This window comes from Microtetraspora niveoalba (genome assembly GCF_001570405.1).
GTDB classification, from domain to species: domain Bacteria; phylum Actinomycetota; class Actinomycetes; order Streptosporangiales; family Streptosporangiaceae; genus Microtetraspora; species Microtetraspora niveoalba.
Genome location: NZ_BBYM01000004.1, coordinates 281,272 through 301,695 on the forward strand (window position 1 = coordinate 281,272; position 20,424 = coordinate 301,695).

The 20,424-nt window shown below is 72.1% G+C and carries 21 protein-coding genes; 8 read left to right on the forward strand and 13 right to left on the reverse strand.

The features are described from left to right. Positions 1-10: 10 nt before the first annotated feature. Positions 11-424 (forward strand): MarR family winged helix-turn-helix transcriptional regulator, encoded by a 414-nt coding sequence (locus AWQ70_RS04275; protein ID WP_067170487.1) that lies wholly within the window; start codon positions 11-13, stop codon positions 422-424. A gap of 60 nt (positions 425-484) precedes the next feature. Here AWQ70_RS04275 and AWQ70_RS04280 read toward each other — a convergent pair whose 3' ends face one another. Genes AWQ70_RS04280 through AWQ70_RS04290 form a run of 3 tightly spaced genes read right to left on the reverse strand, consistent with a single transcriptional unit; the run spans position 485 to position 3,113 of the window. Then, a complete protein-coding gene (locus tag AWQ70_RS04280; RefSeq protein WP_067170491.1) occupies positions 485-1,144 on the reverse strand; it encodes a response regulator in 660 nt (219 codons plus the stop codon). Beyond that, positions 1,141-2,295, reverse strand: a complete 1,155-nt coding sequence (locus AWQ70_RS04285; RefSeq protein ID WP_067170495.1) for a sensor histidine kinase — start codon at positions 2,293-2,295, stop codon at positions 1,141-1,143. Before AWQ70_RS04285 ends, AWQ70_RS04280 begins: the two co-directional genes overlap by 4 nt. Next, positions 2,292-3,113, reverse strand: a complete 822-nt coding sequence (locus tag AWQ70_RS04290; protein WP_067170498.1) for a CPBP family intramembrane glutamic endopeptidase — start codon at positions 3,111-3,113, stop codon at positions 2,292-2,294. The genes AWQ70_RS04285 and AWQ70_RS04290 overlap by 4 nt, the downstream gene beginning before the upstream one ends. Before the next feature lie 419 nt (positions 3,114-3,532). Between AWQ70_RS04290 and AWQ70_RS38565 the strand changes: the two genes are divergently transcribed. Beyond that, positions 3,533-4,069 (forward strand): alpha/beta fold hydrolase, encoded by a 537-nt coding sequence (locus AWQ70_RS38565; RefSeq protein WP_157529875.1) that lies wholly within the window; start codon positions 3,533-3,535, stop codon positions 4,067-4,069. Here AWQ70_RS38565 and AWQ70_RS04300 read toward each other — a convergent pair. The 7 genes from AWQ70_RS04300 to AWQ70_RS04330 are packed head-to-tail and all read right to left on the reverse strand — an operon-like array spanning position 3,978 to position 10,106. Then, entirely contained in the window at positions 3,978-5,168 is a 1,191-nt protein-coding gene (locus AWQ70_RS04300) for a carboxylesterase family protein (RefSeq protein ID WP_067170506.1), read from the reverse strand. The genes AWQ70_RS38565 and AWQ70_RS04300 overlap by 92 nt on opposite strands. Continuing rightward, complete coding sequence (locus tag AWQ70_RS04305; protein WP_067170510.1) at positions 5,168-6,157, reverse strand: amidohydrolase family protein; 990 nt, start codon at positions 6,155-6,157, stop codon at positions 5,168-5,170. The genes AWQ70_RS04300 and AWQ70_RS04305 overlap by 1 nt, the downstream gene beginning before the upstream one ends. After that, positions 6,154-6,696, reverse strand: coding sequence for a 3-hydroxyanthranilate 3,4-dioxygenase (locus AWQ70_RS04310; RefSeq protein WP_084516503.1), 543 nt, complete (start codon positions 6,694-6,696; stop codon positions 6,154-6,156). Before AWQ70_RS04310 ends, AWQ70_RS04305 begins: the two co-directional genes overlap by 4 nt. Then, positions 6,693-7,118 (reverse strand): RidA family protein, encoded by a 426-nt coding sequence (locus AWQ70_RS04315; protein WP_067170513.1) that lies wholly within the window; start codon positions 7,116-7,118, stop codon positions 6,693-6,695. Before AWQ70_RS04315 ends, AWQ70_RS04310 begins: the two co-directional genes overlap by 4 nt. Further along, positions 7,115-7,864: a 2-keto-4-pentenoate hydratase gene (locus tag AWQ70_RS04320; protein ID WP_067170516.1), complete on the reverse strand. Its 750-nt coding sequence runs from the start codon at positions 7,862-7,864 to the stop codon at positions 7,115-7,117. Before AWQ70_RS04320 ends, AWQ70_RS04315 begins: the two co-directional genes overlap by 4 nt. Further along, positions 7,861-8,664: a 2-keto-4-pentenoate hydratase gene (locus AWQ70_RS04325; RefSeq protein ID WP_067170519.1), complete on the reverse strand. Its 804-nt coding sequence runs from the start codon at positions 8,662-8,664 to the stop codon at positions 7,861-7,863. Before AWQ70_RS04325 ends, AWQ70_RS04320 begins: the two co-directional genes overlap by 4 nt. Before the next feature lie 8 nt (positions 8,665-8,672). Further along, on the reverse strand, positions 8,673-10,106 hold the full coding sequence (locus AWQ70_RS04330) for a 2-hydroxymuconic semialdehyde dehydrogenase (protein WP_084516521.1): 1,434 nt from the start codon (positions 10,104-10,106) through the stop codon (positions 8,673-8,675). Positions 10,107-10,282: 176 nt separating this feature from the next. On the opposite strand from AWQ70_RS04330, the gene AWQ70_RS04335 reads away from it, so the two are divergent. Both AWQ70_RS04335 and AWQ70_RS04340 read left to right on the forward strand, forming a co-directional pair. After that, positions 10,283-11,611, forward strand: coding sequence for an MFS transporter (locus AWQ70_RS04335; protein ID WP_067170528.1), 1,329 nt, complete (start codon positions 10,283-10,285; stop codon positions 11,609-11,611). A gap of 31 nt (positions 11,612-11,642) precedes the next feature. Further along, positions 11,643-12,611, forward strand: coding sequence for a LysR substrate-binding domain-containing protein (locus AWQ70_RS04340; RefSeq protein WP_245646719.1), 969 nt, complete (start codon positions 11,643-11,645; stop codon positions 12,609-12,611). A 110-nt stretch (positions 12,612-12,721) separates the two neighbouring features. Here the strand turns inward: AWQ70_RS04340 and AWQ70_RS04345 are convergent, their stop codons facing one another. Next, a complete protein-coding gene (locus tag AWQ70_RS04345) occupies positions 12,722-14,317 on the reverse strand; it encodes a multicopper oxidase family protein (RefSeq protein ID WP_067170532.1) in 1,596 nt (531 codons plus the stop codon). Beyond that, positions 14,310-14,717: a hypothetical protein gene (locus AWQ70_RS04350; protein ID WP_067170534.1), complete on the reverse strand. Its 408-nt coding sequence runs from the start codon at positions 14,715-14,717 to the stop codon at positions 14,310-14,312. The genes AWQ70_RS04345 and AWQ70_RS04350 overlap by 8 nt, the downstream gene beginning before the upstream one ends. A 108-nt stretch (positions 14,718-14,825) precedes the next feature. Here AWQ70_RS04350 and AWQ70_RS04355 point away from each other — a divergent pair, with 108 nt between their 5' ends. From AWQ70_RS04355 to AWQ70_RS04365, 3 genes are all read left to right on the forward strand, one after another. Beyond that, entirely contained in the window at positions 14,826-15,725 is a 900-nt protein-coding gene (locus tag AWQ70_RS04355; RefSeq protein ID WP_245646721.1) for a LysR family transcriptional regulator, read from the forward strand. Between the two features lie 201 nt (positions 15,726-15,926). Next, positions 15,927-16,559: a TetR/AcrR family transcriptional regulator gene (locus tag AWQ70_RS04360; protein WP_157529876.1), complete on the forward strand. Its 633-nt coding sequence runs from the start codon at positions 15,927-15,929 to the stop codon at positions 16,557-16,559. Further along, a complete protein-coding gene (locus tag AWQ70_RS04365; protein WP_067170542.1) occupies positions 16,556-18,094 on the forward strand; it encodes an FAD-dependent monooxygenase in 1,539 nt (512 codons plus the stop codon). The genes AWQ70_RS04360 and AWQ70_RS04365 overlap by 4 nt, the downstream gene beginning before the upstream one ends. Here AWQ70_RS04365 and AWQ70_RS04370 read toward each other — a convergent pair. Then, positions 18,075-19,271 (reverse strand): neutral zinc metallopeptidase, encoded by a 1,197-nt coding sequence (locus AWQ70_RS04370; RefSeq protein WP_067170545.1) that lies wholly within the window; start codon positions 19,269-19,271, stop codon positions 18,075-18,077. The two genes, AWQ70_RS04365 and AWQ70_RS04370, sit on opposite strands and share 20 nt — an antisense overlap. Before the next feature lie 130 nt (positions 19,272-19,401). Here AWQ70_RS04370 and AWQ70_RS04375 point away from each other — a divergent pair, with 130 nt between their 5' ends. Further along, a complete protein-coding gene (locus AWQ70_RS04375) occupies positions 19,402-20,403 on the forward strand; it encodes a helix-turn-helix transcriptional regulator (RefSeq protein WP_067170549.1) in 1,002 nt (333 codons plus the stop codon). Positions 20,404-20,424: the final 21 nt, after the last annotated feature.

The following is a 20,424-nucleotide window of genomic DNA, read 5'->3' on the forward strand; positions in this document are numbered from 1 at the left end:
GCATGACGGAATGACCGCCGCCGACGACGTCCTGGACGCCCTCGTCCGGACCACCTTCGAGGTGGCAGGCGTGCTGACCCGCATCGGCGGCGAGCACGACCTGTCGCTCACCCAACTACGGGTGCTCGGCATCCTCCGCGACCGCCGCGCCCGCATCACCGAACTGGCCGCCTACCTCGGCCTGGACAAGTCCACGATGTCCGGCCTCATCGACCGCGCCCAGCGCCGGGGGCTGCTGACGCGCGGCAAGAACCCCGATGACGGCCGGGTCGTCGATGTGTACATCACCCCGGCCGGGCTCGAACTGGCCAAGCGCGTGGAGGACGAGGTCCGGCGCGCCCTGGCGCCCATGTCCGGCCGCCTGGACCCGGAGCAGCTCGACCAGCTCGTCAAGCTGCTCGAACTCGTCTTGACCCGCCCGTAGCGAACACACCGCAGCGAACTGTTCCAGCGAGTGACCCGGAGCCGACGGCGGGCCGGCGTCTCAGGTGACCAGGCCCCTGCGGTAGGCGTAGACCACCGCCTGCACGCGGTCACGCAGGTCGAGCTTGGTGAGGATGCGCGACACGTACGTCTTGACGGTCTCCTGGCTGATCACCAGGGTGGCGGCGATCTCGCTGTTGGACAGGCCGTCGGCGATGAGGCGCAGCACCTCCAGCTCGCGCAGGGTCAGCGGGACGTCATCCGCCGCGCCCTCGACGGGGCGGATGCGCGCCGCGTACCGGCCGACGAGCTGACGGGTCACCTCCGGCGCAAGCAGCGCGGCGCCCGCCGCGACGGTGCGGATGCCGTGCAGGAGCTGCGCCGGTGGGGCGTCCTTGAGCAGGAAGCCGCTCGCCCCGGCGCGCAGCGCCTCGTAGACGTACTCGTCCAGGTTGAACGTCGTCACCACGAGCACCTTGACGGGGTCCGCCACCCCGGCGCCGGCCAGCAGGCGGGTGGCCTCGATGCCGTCGAGCACCGGCATCCGCACGTCCATCACCACGATGTCGGGGCTCAGCCGGCGGGCCAGGTCGACCGCGGCGCGGCCGTCGCCGCACTCGCCCACCACCTCCAGGTCGGGCTGTGCATCGATGATCGTCGCGAACCCGGTGCGGATCAGCGCCTGGTCGTCGCAGACAAGGACCCGCACCGACGCCGTCACGACGGGCTCCCCGCGGGGATGCGGGCCCGTACGACGAAGCCGCCACCCGCCTGCCGGTCCGCGGTGAACTCGCCGCCCAGGGCGTCCACCCGCTCGCAGAGCCCGGCCAGCCCCCGCCCGCTCCCGCCGGGAGAGCCGACCCGCGAGCCGGAACCGTCGGTGCTCACCGCCACGCTGATCTCCTTCTCGCCGTAGCGCACCCGGACCACGGTGCGGCTGCCGTGGGCGTATTTGAGCGCGTTCGTCAGGGCCTCCTGCACGACCCTATAGGTCACCAACTCGGCGCTGCCCGCCGATTCCGCCGGACTGCCCTCCTCGGCGAACTCCACCGGCTGCCCGGCCTGGCGGGTCTGCTCCACGAGCGTGTGGAGCTCGCCGGCGGAGGGGATGCTGACGTCGGTGTCATGATCGGCTTTGAGCAGGTCGAGCATGTGCCGCAGGTCGGTGATGGCCCGCCGTCCGGTGTCGGTGATGGCGCTCAGCGTCGCGTCGAGGCGGCCGGGGGCGGCGGTCAGATAGCGTGCGGCCTCGGCCTGCACGACCATCGCCGTCACATGGTGCGTCACGACGTCGTGGAGCTCACGGGCGATCCGGGTGCGTTCGGCGGCGCGGGTGGCCTCGGCGACGTGGCGGCGGCGTTCCGCCTCCGCGGCGCGGGAGGAGCGCAGCCAGGCCCCGATGCCCCACGCGAGGATCAGCCCCAGGTAGAACACCACGTAACCTTCCACCTTCTCGGTCGCGCCGAGCCGGCCGAGCGCGAGCGCCAGCGGCACGTACGCCATGGAGAGGAGGACCACGGTGACGCGCCGGTGGCGCTCCAGATGGGCGCCCGCGCTGATGAGCGCGATGGGCATCGCGCTGCTCGCGAACACGTGGTAGGCGCGGAACTGGTCGAGGGCGAACCCGAGCGACACCAGAGCCAGACACACGGCCGGCCACCGCCGGCGGACGGCGAGCGGAAGGCACTCCAGGGCGATCACCACGAACGCCAGCGCGTCGAAGGGGCGGGCCGGCAGGTCGCCGACCTGCGTCCCCTTGCCGTGGAGCGCCGGCAGGAGCGATGCGACGGCCAGCAGTAGCCCGAACGGTAAATCCCGGACCACGACGTCACACCGCCGCCACAGGTCCGTGACCCGCCGTAGATCGATCATGGGGCGAGGGTAGCGGCCGCGCCGCGCCGGAGCGGGACCACGTTGCCGCGACGGCGGGCCAGCCACATGAACACGACCGTCAGCAGCAGGCCGAACACCACCGCGTACGGGCTCGCCTCCGGCCCGAACTCGCCGCCCGTGAGCAGGCCGGGGCCCGACGTCACGCCGTGCAGCAGCCCCTGCGTCGCGCCGTTGCCCGAGACCTCGGTGCCGAAGATGCCGGCCGCCGCGAAGTTCCAGCCGAAGTGCACGCCGATCGGCGCCCACAGGGTGCGGGTGGCGGCGTAGGCGGCGGCGAGCATGCCGCCCGCCTCGATCGCGATGGCGATCGCGCCCCACAGGCTGGCGTGCGGGTTGAACAGGTGCGACAGGCCGAACAGCACGCCGGTCAACGCCAGCGCCGTCCATGTCCCCATGCGTTCCTCGACGATCCTGAACAGGATGCCGCGGAAGAGCAGCTCCTCCGTCACCGCGGCGGCGGCCATGAAGCCGAGCAGTCCGATCGCGCCCGTCAGCGAGCCGAGGCCGTCGATCCGGTAGCCGCCCACGAGAGCGATGTTCACGATGACGGCCGCGAACAACGCGACACCGATCAGCGCTCCTCGTGTGATGGCGCGGGCGGCTCCTCGCGTCGCCACCTCCACCGCTGCGCGGCGCTCGGACCACCGCACCACCCGGGCGTACACGAGCACCGCGAGCACGGCCGTCGCGACGCCGAAGAGCAGGGTGAGGAGCGAGCTCCCCTGCACCGCGCCCACGATGGCGCTGCCGACGAAGGCGACCAGCGCGACAGGCACGAGCTGTTTCAACAACCGCATGACGACTCCCTTGGTGGGGCTCAGGTGGGGGGACTTCGCGACGGGACGCCGCCGCTACGCCGAGAACCTTAGGGATTCGGCGGTCGGGAATCGTCCCCGTGCGGTGGACAGTCGCGGGTAGCTCGCACGGGGGACAGGCGCACATGCGATTCGTCGTACGACGCCGCTGCGTTCGACGTCTCCGTGGATCGCGTACATCTCCGGCGGCGTCCGCACCGCACGCCAGAGCGCGGCGAGCGCGCCCCTCTCCGACAGGCCGCACTTGTCCCCCGTACGAGCTACCGGCGAAAGTCCACCGTGCGGTGATGATCTAGGACCGCCCGATCCCTAGCGTTGCGACGCAGCCACGGCGCTCCGTCGCCTTCCACGACACCGCCGTGCGCATCATCCCGGCGTCGACTCCCTCACTGGAGGACCTCATGCTCCGCAAAACGAAGACATCCGTCGTGGCCGCGCTGTGCTGCACCGTGCTCGGCGCGGGCGTCGCCGGCTGCGACGGCGACGCGCTGGAGAACTGGGACCCCTTCGCCCCCGCCACGCCGACAGTCGACGCCGCCCCGATCTCCGGGACCGAGAAGATAGACGTCGCGGGCCGGTCGGTGAACGTGTCCTGTTCGGGCGACCCGGGGAAAGGCAGGCCGGTCATCATCCTGATGCACGGGGGAGGCGACGGGCTGGACAAGCCGGCCGCCGTCCAGAAGACGCTGAGCAAGCAGAACCGGGTCTGTTCCTACGACCGGCTCGGCGCGGGCGCGAGCGACCGGCCGGACGGCCCGCAGAGCTTCTCCAGCACCGGGAAGATCCTGACCGGGGTGCTCGACCGCGTCGCCGGTGACGGCCCGGTCGTCCTGACCTTGGCTTCACTCATCGCGTTTCCTCCTCGCCGCGGCAGAACCGGGCGAACTCCTCGGTCATCGCGCCTGCCAGTTCCTCCACCTCGGCTCCCGTGCCGGTGAGGGGGCTCCCGTGGTTGCCGAAGTAGAGCGGCACGTCCACGAGATGGCAGGCGCCGAGCGTGATCCCGCCGTGGCGCATGGGTGAGCGGTGGTCGCACACCAGCAGGCGCGCGGGGCCCGGGTGCGCGCGGACGATCTCCTCGGCGGGCTCCTCGAACACGTCACGCCGGTCGGCGTCGCCGCCGCCGATCGCGGCGAACAGCCGCATCTCCTCGGACGTCGTCGTCACCAGGAGCGGCGTCGGGGCGACCGCGCCGGAGCGGACCGCGTCCATGGGGTGGACGGCCAGGAAGTCGCCGTCGATCACGGGCGCGACCGGCAGCAGCCCGCCCACCGGCGGCACCGCCCGTACGGCGACGCCCTCGGCGGACAGCAGGTCCGCGAGCGGCGCCTCGTACGGGTCGGCGCCGCCCAGCGCGTCCCGGGCGGCGTCGGTCCAGGCGGCGGCCTCGCGGGGTGCGGCGAAGCCGTACGGCACCGGGCTCATGGCCACGGCGCGCGAGAAGAGGGCCGGCGTCCGGGACATCAGGGCGAGCACGCTGGTGGCGCCCGCCGAGTGACCTCCGAGGGTGACCCGGTCGGGGTCGCCGCCGAAGGCCGCGATGTTGTCGCGCACCCACTCGAGAGCGGCGGTCTGGTCGCGCAGGGCGAGGTTCGCCGGCACGCCGTCGCCGTACCAGAAGCCGGCGAAGCCGAACCGGTAGTTCACCGTCACGACGACGAGCCCGTGGTCGCGGGCGAGCGCCGCGCCGTCGTACATCCGCTGCGCGCCCGAACCGAACACGTACGCGCCGCCGTGCAGGAACACCAGCACCGGCCGCCGCCCTTCGACGGAGGACGTCCAGACGTTCAGGTACAGGCAGTCCTCGCGGCCGGAGGCCGGGTCGATCTCCAGTCCCGGCACCCAGCCCATCCGGCCCGGCCGCTGCGGCGCGGGCGGGCCGGGCTCGACCGCGTCGGCGACGCCCTCCCACGGCAGGGCGGGCGACGGCGCGGCGAACCTGCGGGCCGGCGCGGCGTACCGTACGCCCGTGAAGGCCGTGACGCCTCCGAGGTCGCGGCCGCGCAGCGTTCCGAGCGGCGTGTGCGCGAGCGTCATCACAACCCCAGGAACCTCGCGGCGTTGCCGCCGAGGATCGCGGCCCGGTCGGCCTCGCCCAGCTCCGGGCAGGCGCGGACGACCGAGCCCGGCTCCTGCTCGCCCAGCGGGAAGGGGAAGTCGGTGCCGAGCATGACCCGCTCGACGCCCATCACCTCGACGAGCAGGCGCAGCGCCCGCGTGTCGAACACCGCCGAGTCGACGTAGAACCTGTCGACGTACGCCGAGGGCGGCTTGGGCGAGTCCTTCCTGACGATGTCGCGGTTGCGCCAGGCGTTGTCGGCCCGGCCGAGGAGGAAGGCGAAGCTGCCGCCGCCGTGGCAGAAGCAGAGCCGCAGCGAGGAGGGCAGCCGCTCGAACGCGCCGGACAACATCAGCGACAGGATGCTGAGCTGGGTCTCGGCCGCCATGCCGACCAGCCACGGCAGCATGTAGCCCGCCATGCGGTCGGCGGCCAGCATGTCCCACGGGTGGACGAGCACCGGCATGTCCTCGCGGGCGCAGTGCGCGAGGAACTCGACGATCTCCGGGTCGTGCAGGTTGCGCGGTCCGACGTGGTTGCCGATGTGGACGCCCCGGTGCCCGGCCGCCTTGGCCTTGGTGACGACCGTGCAGGCGGTCGCCAGGTCCTGCAGCGGGACCTGGCACAGCGGCAGCAGGCGGGAGGGGTCCTCGGCGCAGTACGCGAGGATCCGGTCGTTGACCATCTCGCACCAGTCGGCGGCGCGGTCCGGCGCTGCCGCGTACCCGAACAGCAGCGGCGTGGACGAGACGGCCTGCACGTCGACGCCGGAGCGGTCCATCGCCGCGAGGCGGGCGCCCGCGTCCCACAACTCGGGCGTGACGGGACGGTAGTCGTCCTCGCCGCTCATCATCATGCCGTCGCGCAGCCACGGCTCCCCCGCCCCGGCGAGGATCCGGCTCTCCTCGCGGGAGATGCGCGGGAAGACGTGCGCGTGGACGTCGACGACCTGGCCGGAACGGGTCATCGGATCACCGGCCGCAGGTGCTCGGGCCAGTCCTTGCCGGGGTGCGTCGCCCCGCAGCTCGGGCAGGTGCGGTCGCCGTCGTAGAACGCCTGGAAGACCGGCGGCAGGTCCTCGACGATCGACTGGAGCTGGAGCTCGGCGCGGTGGACGCGGTGGTGGCACTCGGTGCAGTACCACTCGAACGCGTCCAGCTCGCCCACCGGGCGGGCGTACTCGACGACGAGGCCGATCGAGCCGGGCACCGGACGCTGCGGCGAGTGCCGGACGTGCGGCGGCAGCAGGAAGACGTCGCCCTCCTTGATCTGCACGTCCACGGGAGGCTTGCCCTCCTCCTCCATGACGCGCAGCACCATGTCGCCCTTGAGCTGGTAGAAGAACTCCTCGATCGGGTCGTCGTGGAAGTCGGTGCGCTGGTTGGGACCGCCGACGATGGTGACCATCAGATCGGCGTCCTTCCAGATCTGCACGTTGCCGACGGGCGGCCGCAGCATGTCCTGGTGCTCGTCGATCCACTTCTGGAGGTTGAAGGGGGGGATCACTGTGCGCTCCTCTGCGGGATGTGGGCGGTGCAGGAGATCTCGATGAGCAGGTGGGGGTGCGGGAGCTGGTGGACCGCGACCGTGGTGCGGGCCGGGCCGGTCTCGTCGAAGTACTCGCCGTAGACCTCGTTGTAGCCCCCGAAGTCGTTCATGTTGACGAGGTAGCTGGTCACGTTGACCACGTCGGACAGGTCCCCGCCCGCGGCCGCGAGCAGGTCGCGGATGTTCTCGATGACCGCCCTGGTCTGCTCGCGGATGTCCAGGCTGGTGGTGCCCATGGCGTCCGCGCTCGCCCCCGCGAACGAGCCGTCGGGACGGCGGGAGCTGGTGCCGGACACGAACACGAAGTCCCCCGCCCGCCTGACGTGCGGGAACCTGCCGCGCGGCGTGGCCTTGCCCTGGACGAGCAGCGCGTCGCTCATCGCGTCGTCACCTCCACGTGACCGAGACCGGCGGCGCTGACGCGGACGTGCGCGCCGGAGGGAAGCGGGACGGCCGCGGTCGCGGCGCCCGCGAGGATGACCCAGCCGGGCTGCAGCTCGATCCCGGCGGCGCAGGCCAGCCGCGCGGCGGCGGTCAGCGACCGCATCGGGTCGCCGAGGATCGCCGCCGAGGAGCCGCTGGCGACGGGACGGCCGTCGATCTCCAGCAGCATGCCGACGTTGCCGACGTCCGCGGGCCGGTGCCAGGGGCCGACGCCGAAGCCGCTGGCCGAGGCGTTGTCGGCGATGACGTCCGCGAGGGTGAAGCTGAAGCCCTCGTAGCGGGAGTCGAGCACCTCGTAGCCGACCGCGATGCCGCCGACGGCCGCGACCGCGTCCGCCGGGGTGCGCACCGGCCGGTCCAGCAGGAACGCGATCTCCGGCTCGATGCGCGGGTGGATCAGCCCGCCGGTGTCAAGGTGGGACTCGATCAGCATGGCGTCGGTGAGCAGGCCCCAGATGACGTCGTCCACGCCCATCTGCACCATCTTGGCGCGGCTGGTGAACCCCATCTTGACGCCGATGAGCGTCTCGCCCCTGGCCCGCCGCCGCTCGATCACCGCCCGCTGCACCTCGTACGCCTCGGACACGTCGAGAGGCGCGGTGTCGGTGAGCCGGGGGACGGCCCGTCGGTTCAGCGCCGCCTCGTCCAGGGTCTCCGCGAACGTGTTCAGCCGCGAGTTCACACTTCCCCCTCAAGGCTCGGGTCGTCTGCGGCGAACGCGGCCCGCACGTCGCCGAGGCCGTCGATGCGCGCTTCGAGCACGTCGCCGGGCGCCACCGGGACGACCGGCCCGAGCGCCCCGGTCAGCACGGTGTCCCCCGCCTGGAGCGGGCGGCCGAGCCTGACCAGTGTGTCGGCCAGCCACACCGCGGCGTGCAGCGGGTGGCCGAGGCAGGCGGCGCCGATGCCGCTGGACACCTGCTCTCCGCGCCGCTCGATGACCATCCCGGCCATCCGCAGGTCCACGTCCCGCAGCGGCACCGGCCGGTTGCCGAGCACGTACATGCCCGATGAGGCGTTGTCGGCGACCGTGTCGGTCAGCGTGATGTCCCAGTCGCGGATCCGGCTGCCCACGATCTCGATCGCGGGCAGCGCGAACGCCGTCGCCCGGATGATGTCGGCGACCGTGTGCCGCTCGTGCGTGAGGTCGCGGTCGAGCACGAGCGCGACCTCGGCCTCGGCGCGCGGTTGCAGCACCGCGCCGGCCGGGATCTCCGCGCCGTCCGGCACCGCCATGTCGGCGAACAGCACGCCGAAGTCCGGCGAGTCCACGCCGAGCTGCCGCTGGACCGCCGCGCTGGTCAGCCCGATCTTGCGGCCGGTGAGGCGGCGTCCCTGCGACAACCACCGCTCGGTGAGCAGGTTCTGCACGGCGTAGGCGTCGTCCACGCCGTCGATCAGGTCGCGTACCGGCTCGCACGGGCGGCCGGACGCGTACGCCTCCAGCAGCCGCGCGGCGGCGGCCTGGTGTCTCTCTGTCACGGATGTCCTCAAATCTTGACGCACACGTTGACGGGCTCGGAGAAGAAGTCGAGCGAGTACTCGCCGCCCTCGCGGCCGATGCCGGACGCCTTCACCCCGCCGAAGGGGGTGCGCAGGTCGCGCAGGTTCCAGCAGTTGACCCACACGATCCCGGCCTCGACGCGCGGCGCCACGCGGTGGGCGCGCGACAGGTCGGTGGTCCACACCGTGGCCGCCAGGCCGTACGGGCTGTCGTTGGCCAGCCGGATCGCCTCGTCCTCGTCGTCGAAGGGCGCGACGTGGCAGACGGGGCCGAAGATCTCCTCGCGGACGGTCCTGGCGGTCTGCGGCAGCCCGGTGAGGACGGTCGGCTCGACGTAGAACCCGCCGTCGCGGGCGTCGCCGAAGCTCGGCACACCGCCCCCGGCGACGACGGTGGCGCCCTCCGCGACGGCGAGGCGGTAGTAGGAGAGCACCTTGTCACGGTGCTCGGCGGAGATCATCGGGCCGTAGTCCTTCAGCGTGCGGGCGCGCTCGGCGAGGGCGCGGACGAACTCGTCGTAGACGGGCCGCTGGACATAGACGCGCTCGGTGCACAGGCAGATCTGGCCCGAGTGGGTGAAGCTCGACCGCACGGTCCCCTCGACGGCCTCGGCGAGGTCGGCGTCGGCGAAGACCAGCGCGGGGTTCTTGCCGCCGAGCTCGAAGGAGACCGGAGTGACGTGGTCGGCCGCGTTCCGCATGATCGCGGCGCCGGTCGCGGACGCTCCGGTGAAGGCGATCGCGTCGACGCCGGCGTGGGAGGTGAGGTACTCCCCCGCCGCGGCGCCGCCGTGGCCGTGGACGAGGTTGAACGCTCCGTCCGGCACCCCCGCCTCGTCGATCACCTCGGCGAGCAGGGTGGCGGTGGACGGGGTCTCCTCCGACGGCTTGGCGACGACGGCGTTCCCGGCGGCGAGCGCGGGCGCGACCTTCCAGGTCAGCAGCAGCAGCGGCAGGTTCCACGGCGAGATGATCGCGACGACGCCGAGCGGGCGGCGGACGGTGTAGTTCAGCGCCTGGCCGCTGCCGCTCCACCCCGGGACGGTCGTCGGGTAGGCCCGCTCGGGGCGGCCGTACGACAGGTCGGCGTAGGCGCGGAAGTTGCCGATCGCGCGGGGGATGTCCACCGTCGCGGCCAGCTCGCGCGGCTTGCCGGTGTCGGCGACCTCGGCGTCGACGAACTCCTCGAAGCGGGCCTCGATGCCGTCGGCGATCCGGCGCAGGAACGCGCACCGCTCCTCGACGCCGCTCCGCCCCCACGGGCCGTCGAGCGCCGCCCGGGCGGCGCGGACCGCGGAGTCGACGACGTCGCGCGTGGCTTCGGGGACGACTCCTACCTGGCTTCCGTCGACGGGGGACAGCAGCGGAAATGTCTCTCCCGTCGTCGAGAAGACACCGTTGACGTAGTGCGCGGGCTTCATGGCCGCCATTGTGCTGCGGACCAGGCATAACAGTCTAATACCGCTATCTGCCGCAGATATATCGATGTCGTCATATATCAGGGTTCGCATATCTCACGCCCAGATCGGTATTCGCCGCGGCATACCGCCTGGATGCATCCTCATCCCTACCCCCGATCCGAAAGCACAGGTGTTATATGGACACAGACCGCCGCCAGGCCGCGCGCCGCGTCTCGTGGGCGGCCTTCATCGGCACGACCATCGAGTGGTACGACTTCTTCCTGTACGGCACGGCAGCCGCGCTGGTCTTCAACAAACAGTTCTTCCCGGCCATGGACCCGGTCGCCGGCTCGATCGCGTCGTTCGGCACCATGACCGTGGGCTTCCTCGCCCGTCCCCTCGGCGGCATCGTCTTCGGCCATTTCGGCGACCGCATCGGGCGGCGCAACACGCTGGTCGTGTCGCTGCTGATCATGGGAATCGGCACCACGCTGATCGGCCTGCTCCCGACGTACGACACCCTCGGCGTGTGGGCGGCCGTGCTCCTCGTCGTGATGCGCGTCGCCCAGGGCATCGGGCTCGGCGGCGAGCTGGGCGGGGCCGTGGTGCTGACCATGGAACACGCGCCCAAGGGCCGCCGGGGGCTCTTCGGCGCCTTCCCCATGATGGGCACGCCCGCCGGGATGCTCGCCGCCAACGTCGTCTTCCTGAGCACGTCGTCGCTGCTCAGCGAGGAGAGCTTCCTGTCGTGGGGCTGGCGGGTGCCGTTCCTGCTCAGCGTCGTGCTGGTGCTCGTCGGGCTCTATCTGCGGCTGCGCATCGAGGAGAGCCCCGCGTACGAGAACCTCGTCGAGCGCCGCAAGCCGGCCAGGCTGCCGATCGCGATCGTGCTGCGCGACCACTGGCGCCAGGTGGTCCACACCATCGGGGTGATCATCGGCAACAGCGCGGTCTCCTACATCTTCATGGTCTACATCCTCAACTACGGCGAGACCGAGGTGGGCCTGTCCCGCACGTTCCTGCTGGTGTGCGTGATCGGCGGCGCCGCCGTGTGGCTGGTCACCGCGCCGGTGTGGGCGCACATCGGCGACCGCCGCGGGCTGCGCGCGATGTTCACGTGGGGGTCGGTGGTCCTGCTGCTGGGCGCCGTGGCGATCCTCCGGATCATCGACACCGGCAACACCGCCCTCATCGCGGTGTTCATGGTCGCGATGGGGGCCGTGTTGTCGATGACCCACGCCCCGCAGGGCACGCTCACCGCCAGCTTCTTCCCCGTGGCCATCCGCTACTCGGGCACGTCGGTCGCCTACCAGCTCGCCTCGCTGCTGGGCGGCGGCATCACCCCGCTCATCGCGGCCTCGCTGTACGCGGCCGCCGGGACCTCGTTGTCGATCACCGCGTACCTGACCGCGATCGCCGCCGTCAGCCTGGTCGCCGCGCTGGTGATCCCGCGCAACGACGCCGAGCGCCTGGGCGACGCGCCCGCCGCCGCTCAGCCCGCCACATCTGCGGATATATCAAAATAGGTCCTGTTTTTAGGACTTATATGATGTGGCGGTGATATCCCGACCGCTGGACCTGCTGAGCGGCCGGCTCAAGCTCCGGCACCTCGTGCTCGTGACGACCATCGCCGAGCACGGCAGCGTCCTGCGCGCCGCCGAACATCTCCACCTGGCGCAGCCCGCCGTGACGCGCGGGCTGCGGGAGGTGGAGCAGATCCTCGGCGTGGAGCTGTTCCGGCGCGGCCCGCGCGGCGTCACGCCCACCCTCTTCGGCGAGGCGTTCATCGACCACGCCCGTGCCGTACAGGCCGAGCTGCGCCGGGCGGGCGACCGGATCGCCGGCCTCGCGGACGGCGAGACCGGGACCGTCACCGTCGGCACCCTCCTGGCCGCCACCAACGTCCTGCTGCCCCGCTCGATCGCCGCGCTCAAGGCCGAACGGCCCGGCATCACGGTGATCGTCCGGGAGGGCACCTTCGACTCGCTCGTCCCCCGGCTGGTGGACGGGGGCACCGACCTGATCCTCGGCCGGCTCAACCCCATCGAGGGCCGGCCGGGCCTCCACCAGATCCCCCTCTACAACGAGCCGACCCTGCTGGTCGCCCGCGCCGGGCACCCCGCCCAGCGGGCCCGTACGCTCCCGGAGCTGCTCGCGTACCCGTGGATCCTCCCGCTGGAGCAGACCGCCCTGAAGCACGAGCTGGAGCAGGTCTTCCAGCGCCAGGGGCTGCCGATGCCGGAGAACCGGGTGGAGTGCACCTCGATCCTGACGATCCGCTCGCTCCTCCTCGCCACGGACATGATCGCGGCGCTGCCCGCCCTGCTCGTGCGGACGGACGACCGGCTCGCGGAGCTGCCGGTGCCGCTCGCGTCCGTACGGCGCTCGGTCGGCGTGACGCTGCCCGAGGCCCGCCCCCTCACCCCCGCCGCCAAGGCCATGCTCGACCACCTGCGCCACCAGGCGGAGGCGCTGCAGCGTGAGCTGCCCGCCGCCGAGGACGAGGCGGCCTCCCCCGCTTCGTAGGGCGGTACTCAAGAACCGCGACTCGGTTTTTTCGGCGGAGGTCCGGCAGCAGTGCGTCGGCGAGGCTCGCTCCGATGTTGACGGCGCCGGGGGCACTCAAGGCCGTGCTCCTAGATGATCTCGAGGTTGGCCATCATGCCCATGTCCTCGTGCTCGGCGTTGTGGCAGTGGAAGAGGTAGCGGCCGCGATAGCCGTCGAACCGGGTGATGATCTCCACGGCTTCGCCGGGTCGTAGCGAGACGGTGTCCTTGAGTCCCGCGTCGTGGGCCAGCGGCGGCCGGCCGCCGCGCGAGAGCACCCGGAAGCCGACCAGGTGCAGGTGGACGGGATGGTGGACGTCGGCGATGAGCCGCCAGACCTCGACGTCGCCGAGCCGGGCGGTGACGTCGGTGCGGGCGGGGTCGAACGGCAGGCCGCCGATCAGCCAGCCGCGGCCCCCGTGCGTCCGCCCCGCGCGGAAGGCGAACTCGCGCACCCTGACGGCGTCCGAGCGCCGCCAGTCGGGCAGGTCGGTGGACAGGGTGCCCGGGATGCGGCTGTCGTCGGCGACCTTGCGCGCGACCCGGAAGGCCATCACGTCCCGGGTACGGCCGGAGCCGAGCCGGTTGACCACCCTGACACGGCCGCCGATCGGGACGCCGGAGAAGTCGACGACCACGTCGTAACGTTCGGCGGGTGCGATCGGCAGCGTCTTGTGGGTGACCGGGGCGGCGAGGAGCCCCTGGTCGGCGCCGACCTGGACGAGGTCGAGGCGGCGTCCGTCGTCGGTGACCGCTTCGAGTTCGTAGTGGCGGGCGTTGGAGCCGTTGAGGACGCGCAGCCGGTAGCGGGCCGCGTCGACCTCGTGCACCGGCCACGGCGCGCCGTTGACCAGGATGACGTCGCCGAGGACCCCGGCGAGGTACGGCTCGCGGACGCCGGGGCGTACGCGCAGGGTGGGGTCGAGGGCGGGATAGGCGAGGCCGCCGTCGGCGGCGAACGCCCGGTCGGCGATCATGAGGGGCAGCTCGCGCGGCCCGGCGGGCAGACCGAGGGCGTCCTCGGCGTCGTCGCGCACGATGTGCAGCCCGGCCAGGCCCCGCCAGATCGCGGGGGCCGTGAAGTCCATCCGGTGGTCGTGGTACCACAGCAGCGTGGGCCGCTGGTCCAGTGGAAAGGCGTAGTCCCGCGTCAGCTCGGTCACCACGGCCCGCGGGTCGTGCATGCCGTGCTCGGAACCGTGCCCCATGTGCATGGCGGTCTCCTGCCGGCCGGCGGGCAGCACGAGGTCGGTCGGGTACCCGTCGGAGCCCGCCGGAGTCCGGCCGCCGTGCAGGTGCACGACCGTCGGGACGGGCAGCTCGTTGCGGTGTGACACGGTGACCGGCCGGCCGCGGCGCGACTCGATCGTCGGCCCCGGGAACGTCCCGTCGTACGTCCACATCGGCGTCCTGACGCCGGGCAGGATCTCCACGCTCGCTTCGCGCTGGGTGATCTCGTAACGGTCGACGCCGCCGGAGGTGCCGACCGGCTTCAGCACGCCGGGGATCGGCAGCGGCACCTGGAACGGGGGCCGCAGCGGTACGGCGCCGCGCAGCTCGGCGCCCGTCGCCGGCGGCCGGCGGGCCAGCGCCGCCGCGCTCGTCAGCCCGGTGGCTGCCACCAGCCCGAGCGCCCCGCCGATGCCCAGCGCCCGCCGCCTGGTCACGCCACGGCCGCTACGCATTCTCGGCCCCCTTGCGCAGCAGGGGGCGCCGCCACACGTCGATGAACTGCACGACGACAGCGGCGACGGTCGTCACCCCCAAGGGGAGGTGCAACCACAGCGCCCCGTCCAACCCGGCGAAATACTGCACCGTCTCGGCCGCGACCACAGCCGACGTGGCAAGGAACGGCCAGGGCTGACGCGATCGGACCCAGACCACGATCGCGACGATCACCTGTAGGTATGCGATGGAGGTGGTGACGTTCGCACCGGCCGTGTGCAAGCTCAAGGCGTCGTAGTCACCGGTCAGATAGACCCCGGCGAACACCGGCTGGCCGGCGATCGCCACCATGTGCGCGCTGACGACGGCCCGCAGCGTCCACCCCGTGGGTGTCGTCCGGCGCGCGGCCACGGTGGGCATGTGGCCCCCTCCTCCATCGGGTTCTCATTCGTGAACGGCCCCGAGGCTATGGCTCAGGAGTTATCTTGTCTAAGATCAATATTGCTATGCCGTTATGTCCGGGGAGTCATGATGGACCTGAACGCGCTCAAGCAGTTCCTGGTGGTGGCGCGACTGGAGCACCTCAGCCGGGCAGCCGACGAGCTTCACATCGCCCAGCCGTCGCTGAGCCGCACCATCGCCCGGTTGGAGGGCGAACTGGGCACACCGCTGTTCGACCGGAGCGGCCGGCTCCGGCTCAACGACGCGGGCAAGATCTTCCGCGATCACGTCGAACGTTCCCTCGGCGAGCTCGAGGCCGGACGGCGCGCCGTCGCCGAGGCCACCAGCGAGGGCCTCGGCACCGTGAGACTGGCGTCGGAGACCTTCCTCACCCTCACCGGGCCGCTGGCGGCCTACAAGCGAGCCCATCCCTCCGTCGAGATCGAGCTCCACTGGTCCCTGGCCGAGGACATGGCCCGTCGTCTGCGCGCCCAGGACGTCGATCTGTGTGTCGCCTCGCAGCCCATCAACGCCGAAGGCCTGGAGTCGGCGCAGTTGTTCGACGAGGCGGTGGGGGTGGGCATCCCATTCAATCACCCGCTCGCGGGCCGTACGTCCGTGAGCGTCGGCGAACTCGCCGACCAGTCCTTCATCACCGCCCGAAAGGGGCACTGGTTGCGCCGGCTGCTCGATCGGCTCTTCGCCGCGAGAGGCATCACCCCGAAGATCGTCTGCGAGAGCGACGAGCCCGCGGCCATCGCGCAGCTGATCAGCGCGGGACTCGGCATCGGTCTCGTCCCCGCCTTCGCCCGCCGCAGCGCGGCGTCTCTCCCCGTCGCCTGGATCGCCGTCGACAGCCCCGACTGCCGTCGCGGGGTCACCCTGTACTGGGGCGCCGACAGCCACCTGTCGACCGCCGCCCGCCTGATGCGCACGACGATCACGAGCTGGGACTGGAGCGGCGGCGACCCCCGAGAGGAACGCTGACGATCGGCTCGCGCCCGCCACTACCGAGGCGTCGCAGCATCCGGTGACCCCGGATGGAAGGGGCGACCGGGAGCGGGCAATCGAGAGAGGGGCTTGCCGGTGCCCGGCTCGCGAGTTACTGTCGAACCGTACGGTTCGGTTCGACGATGCGACCAGGGCAAGGCGACCGGTGATTCGGCTCGGCGATGGGACAGAGGCGCGGTGGACAGAGACACGATGGACGACGACCCCAAGGTGCGCCAGATCCGCGCCGCCGCGCGGACGCTGTTCCTGCGGCACGGGTACGCCGAGGTGAGCACGGCCAGCCTGGCCAAGGAGGCCGGGGTCTCCAAGGAGACGCTGTACACGCGTTATCCGAGCAAGGAGGCGATCCTCGCCGACGTGCTCGAACACCTCATCACCACACCGGAGGACCCCGGCCCCGCCGACCGGCCCGCCCCGGCCACGCCCTCGGAACTCGAGGACGAGCTGCGCCACTTCGCGCGGCACCTCCTGGCCGAGCTCGTCGAGCGCGACTACATCGAGCTCGCCCGGATCGTCGTCGCGGAGACGCCGAGGCTCCCGCACATCGGCGAGACGTTCCGCCGGGCGGTGCCGGAGCGCGCGTTGCACAGGGCGCGCGACCTGCTGGCCGCCGCCCGCCGCGCGGAGCTGGTCGGCGACGTCGACCTGGACGCCGCCGCCCGGCTGTTCGTCGCGCCCCTGGTGATCCACGCCCTGCTGAACGTCATGCTCGTCGCCCCCGCCGAGGGGCGGCCCGCCGACGCGTTCGACATCGACGCACATGTGGCCCTCGTCCTGCGGGCCCTGTCAGCCAAGGAGCGAACCTCATGACCACAGAGACGACCACAGGGACGACCACAGGGACGACCGCCGACCTGACGACCGACGTCGCCGTCGTGGGCGCGGGACCGGCCGGGATGCTGCTCGCCGGAGACCTCGCCCGCGCCGGGGTCCGCGTCGCCGTGATCGAGCGCCGCACCGCCGAGTCGCCCCTCACCCGCGCCTTCGCCGTACACGCCAGGACGCTGGAGCTGCTCGACGCGCGCGGCCTGGCCGAGCGGGCGCTCGCCTCCGGCACCACGGTTCCCGGCCTGATGATCTGGAACCACGCCGTGATCGGCATGACCGACCTCCCGGGCCGGTTCCCGTTCATGCTGATCACCCCGCAGTACGAGATCGAGCGGCTGCTGGCCGGACGCCTCCGCGACAGCGGGGCCGAGCTGCTGTCCGGCCACGAGTTCACCGGCTTCGATCAGGACGGGGACGGCGTGGACGTGCGTGTCCGACGGCCGGACGGGACGGCCGCGACCCTGCGCGCGTCGTACCTGGTCGGGGCGGACGGCGTCCGCAGCGCGGTGCGCGCGGCCGCCGGCATCCCCTTCCCCGGCCGGCCCGTCGCCCGCTCGGTGATGCTGGCCGACGTCAGGCTCACCGAGAAGCCGAAGGACCTGCTGTCGGTGAACGGCGTACGCGAGGGGTTCGTCTTCATCGTCCCCTTCGGCGACGGCTGGTACCGGATCATCGGCCGCGACCACCGCAACGGCGACCTCCCCGACGACGCCCCGGTCGACTTCGAGGAGCTGCGGCGGCTGACCCGCGAGTGTTACGGCACCGACTTCGGCATGCACGATCCGCGCTGGATGTCACGCTTCCACAGCGACGAGCGGCAGGCCGGCCGCTACCGGGCCGGGAGGGTGTTCCTCGTCGGCGACGCCGCGCACGTCCACTCGCCCGCGGGCGGCCAGGGCATGAACACCGGGCTCCAGGACGCCGCGAACCTGAGCTGGAAGCTGGCCGCCGCCGTACGGGGATGGGCCCGGCCGGGCCTGCTGGAGACCTACCAGAGCGAGCGGCTTCCGGTGGGCCGGACCGTGCTGCGCACCAGCGGCGCGCTGACCCGGCTGGCCCTGCTCCGCTCCCCCGCGTCGCGCGGGCTGCGCGACCTCGTGAGCGCCGGGGTGACGCGCGTCCCGCCCCTGCGCCGCCGGGTCGCCCTGAACATGTTGTCCGGCCTCGGCATCCGGTACGCCGCGCCGGCCGGCGCGCACCGGTGGACCGGGATGCGCGCCCCCGACGTCCCCCTCGCCGGAGGCGGCCGCCTGCACGAGGCGCTGCGGGGCGGCCTGTTCGTGCTCGTCACCGACGCCCCGGCGCCGGACGGCTGGGACGACAGGGTCGTCCGGGTCGCCCCGTCCAGGCCGGGCGCCGCGTCGCTGCTCGTCCGCCCCGACGGGTACATCGCCTGGGCGGACGAGCACCCCGGTCCCGGCGACGTCGAGCGTGCCCTCACCCTCTGGTGCGGGCCCGCGCGCGCCGCCGGTCTCCGTGCCCGGTCTCCTCAGGGGGTCAGTGGGCGTCCGGCTTGACGATCACCGGGAGCTGGGCGTCGAACAGGGTGGCGAAGGTCCGCGAGGGCATGATGTGGCCCTTCTTCTGCTCGTCCTGGGCCAGTCCGACCGCCCACGAGGAGCTGGCCAGCCGCTGGTTCGGCGTGCCGTGGTGACCGTTGTTGTCGAAGGCGCAGTCGCCCACCTCGAAGAAGGACTGGACCGCGGGAAGCAGGCGCTTGGCGTTCAGCGTGCCGCCGCGCTTGTGGGTCAGGAAGTAACCGGCGAAGGCGTCGGCCATGAGCTCGGTGCGCCGGGTGGCCTCGGGGCCGGTGAGCGGGCTGTCGAAGAGGCCGTCCTCGAACTGGACGTGGTGGCCGAACTCGTGGCTCAGGATGGACCTGGTGGCCACGTCGCCCAGGCCGATCGAGGTCATGCCCTTCATGATGCCGTCGCCCATGATGATCTTGTCGGGGATGCCCTGCACGATCGGGTCGGGGTCGCCCTCGGCGGTGAAGGCGAAGGCGTTGAAGGTGAAGATCGGGTTGTCCGCGTTGAGCACCGGGTCGGCGGCCAGCACCTCGATCAGCAGGTCGGCCAGGTCCTTGCCCTCACCGGCGGGCAGGCCCCACAGCACCTCGAGGACGCGGGCGGTGCGGTCGGCGTCCTTGAGGGTGTCGCTGTGCATGGCGACGCCGCGGATGTCGTCGGACTTGATGTCCCAGAACTTCTTCAGGTCACGCAGTTCGTGGGTGACGGTCGTGGTGTACTCGCCGTTCTCGCCGTAGCTCTGCGGGTCGTCGCCCGACTTGAAGAGCAGCGCGTCGTAGGCGGGCACGTCCAGGCCGCCGAGCAGTACGACGATCAGGATGGTGCCGAAGTCGGCGCCTTCGAGCCGCTGGTCGAGCCACGCGGTCAGGGTGGTGTCGGCGCACTGGTAGTCGTTCGGGTCGATCGCCGAAAGGGCCAGGTCGTTCCAGGACGACCCGGTGACGCCGAGCCCGGCCTTGAACCGGGCGGCCCGCTCCTGCCAGTCGGACGGCAGGGTCTTCACGGTGTCGAGGTAGCGGGCCTTGGTGGCGTCGTCGACGTGCAGGGAGTTGATGGCGTTCTCGAGGGCGGCGGTGGGCGAGGTCGCCTGCGCCGAGGTGGGGGCACTGATCGCGAAGGCGGCGGCGACAGCGGCGGCGGCCAGCAGGGCCAGGGGCTTGCGCAAGGGGGCTCCTTCGACGGGGACGCACTTGGCGAAAGTCTCCAGACCGCTGACACGAATTGTGAACGTTCCTGACATGTCATGATCCGGCATGTCCGGAATATGACAAACAGAGATATCCGCGGAACCCTCGGTGAGATCCGAGATCGGCTCGGGGAAGGTGAGCGACACGGTGAAGCCCCTGCAGGCCCTCGGCGTCTCACCCACGGCGGAAGCGATCTACTTCTCCCTGGCCGAGGCCGGTGAGAGCCCCGTGGAGAACCTGCCCTCGCTGCGCCAGGAGATCAGCCGGGCGGAGGTCGGTCAGGCGCTGGCCGAGCTGGAGTCCCTCGGGCTGGTCGCCGTCGCCGACGGGCACGTGTCGCCGCTCCCCCCGCTCAGCGCCCTGGAGTCGTACGCCGAGCGCCGCGCGCGTGAGGCCCTGCTGGCCAGGGAGAGCGCCGCCGTCCTGGCCCGGTTCTGGCACGACCACCAGCCGTCGGCGAGCTACCTCGAGACCGTCACCACCTCGCAGGGCACGACGGCGATGCAGCGCAGGCTGCTCGACCAGGCCGAGCACGAGGTGCGGGCACTGGTCATCGGCCCGGTCGGGCGCCCCGCCGAGACCCCGCGGGTGGCGGCGGGCACCCTTGAGGCGCTGGCCCGCGGCGTCGCCATCCGGGCGGTCTACGGAGCCGAGATCCTCCGCAGGCCCGCCGCCCTCGCCGCCCTGCGCACCTGCGTGGACGCGGGCCAGCAGGCCCGGGTGTTCCCCGACGTCTCCCTCCACATGCTCGTCGGCGACGACCGCGAGGCCCTGCTGATCTTCAGGGGGAACACGCGGCGGCGGCACGCCCTCGTGGTCCGGCCGTCGGGCCTCCTGAACGGGCTCGCCGGGATGTTCGAGTCCTTCTGGCGGATGGCGGTGCCGCTCGCCGCCGACGTGGAGCCCGACGAGATCGACGCCGGCCCCACCCCCGAGGCGCGCCGGCTGCTCGGCTATCTCAGCGCCGGGCTCACCGACGAGTCCATCGCCCGCGAGCTCGGCGTCAGCGAGCGCACCGTCGCCCGCAGGATCGCCCGGCTCCAGGAGATCCTGGGCGCCCAGACACGCTTCCAGCTCGGCGTACAGGCCGCCCGCCAGGGCTGGATCTAGTGTCCGACTCGGGGCAGGTCC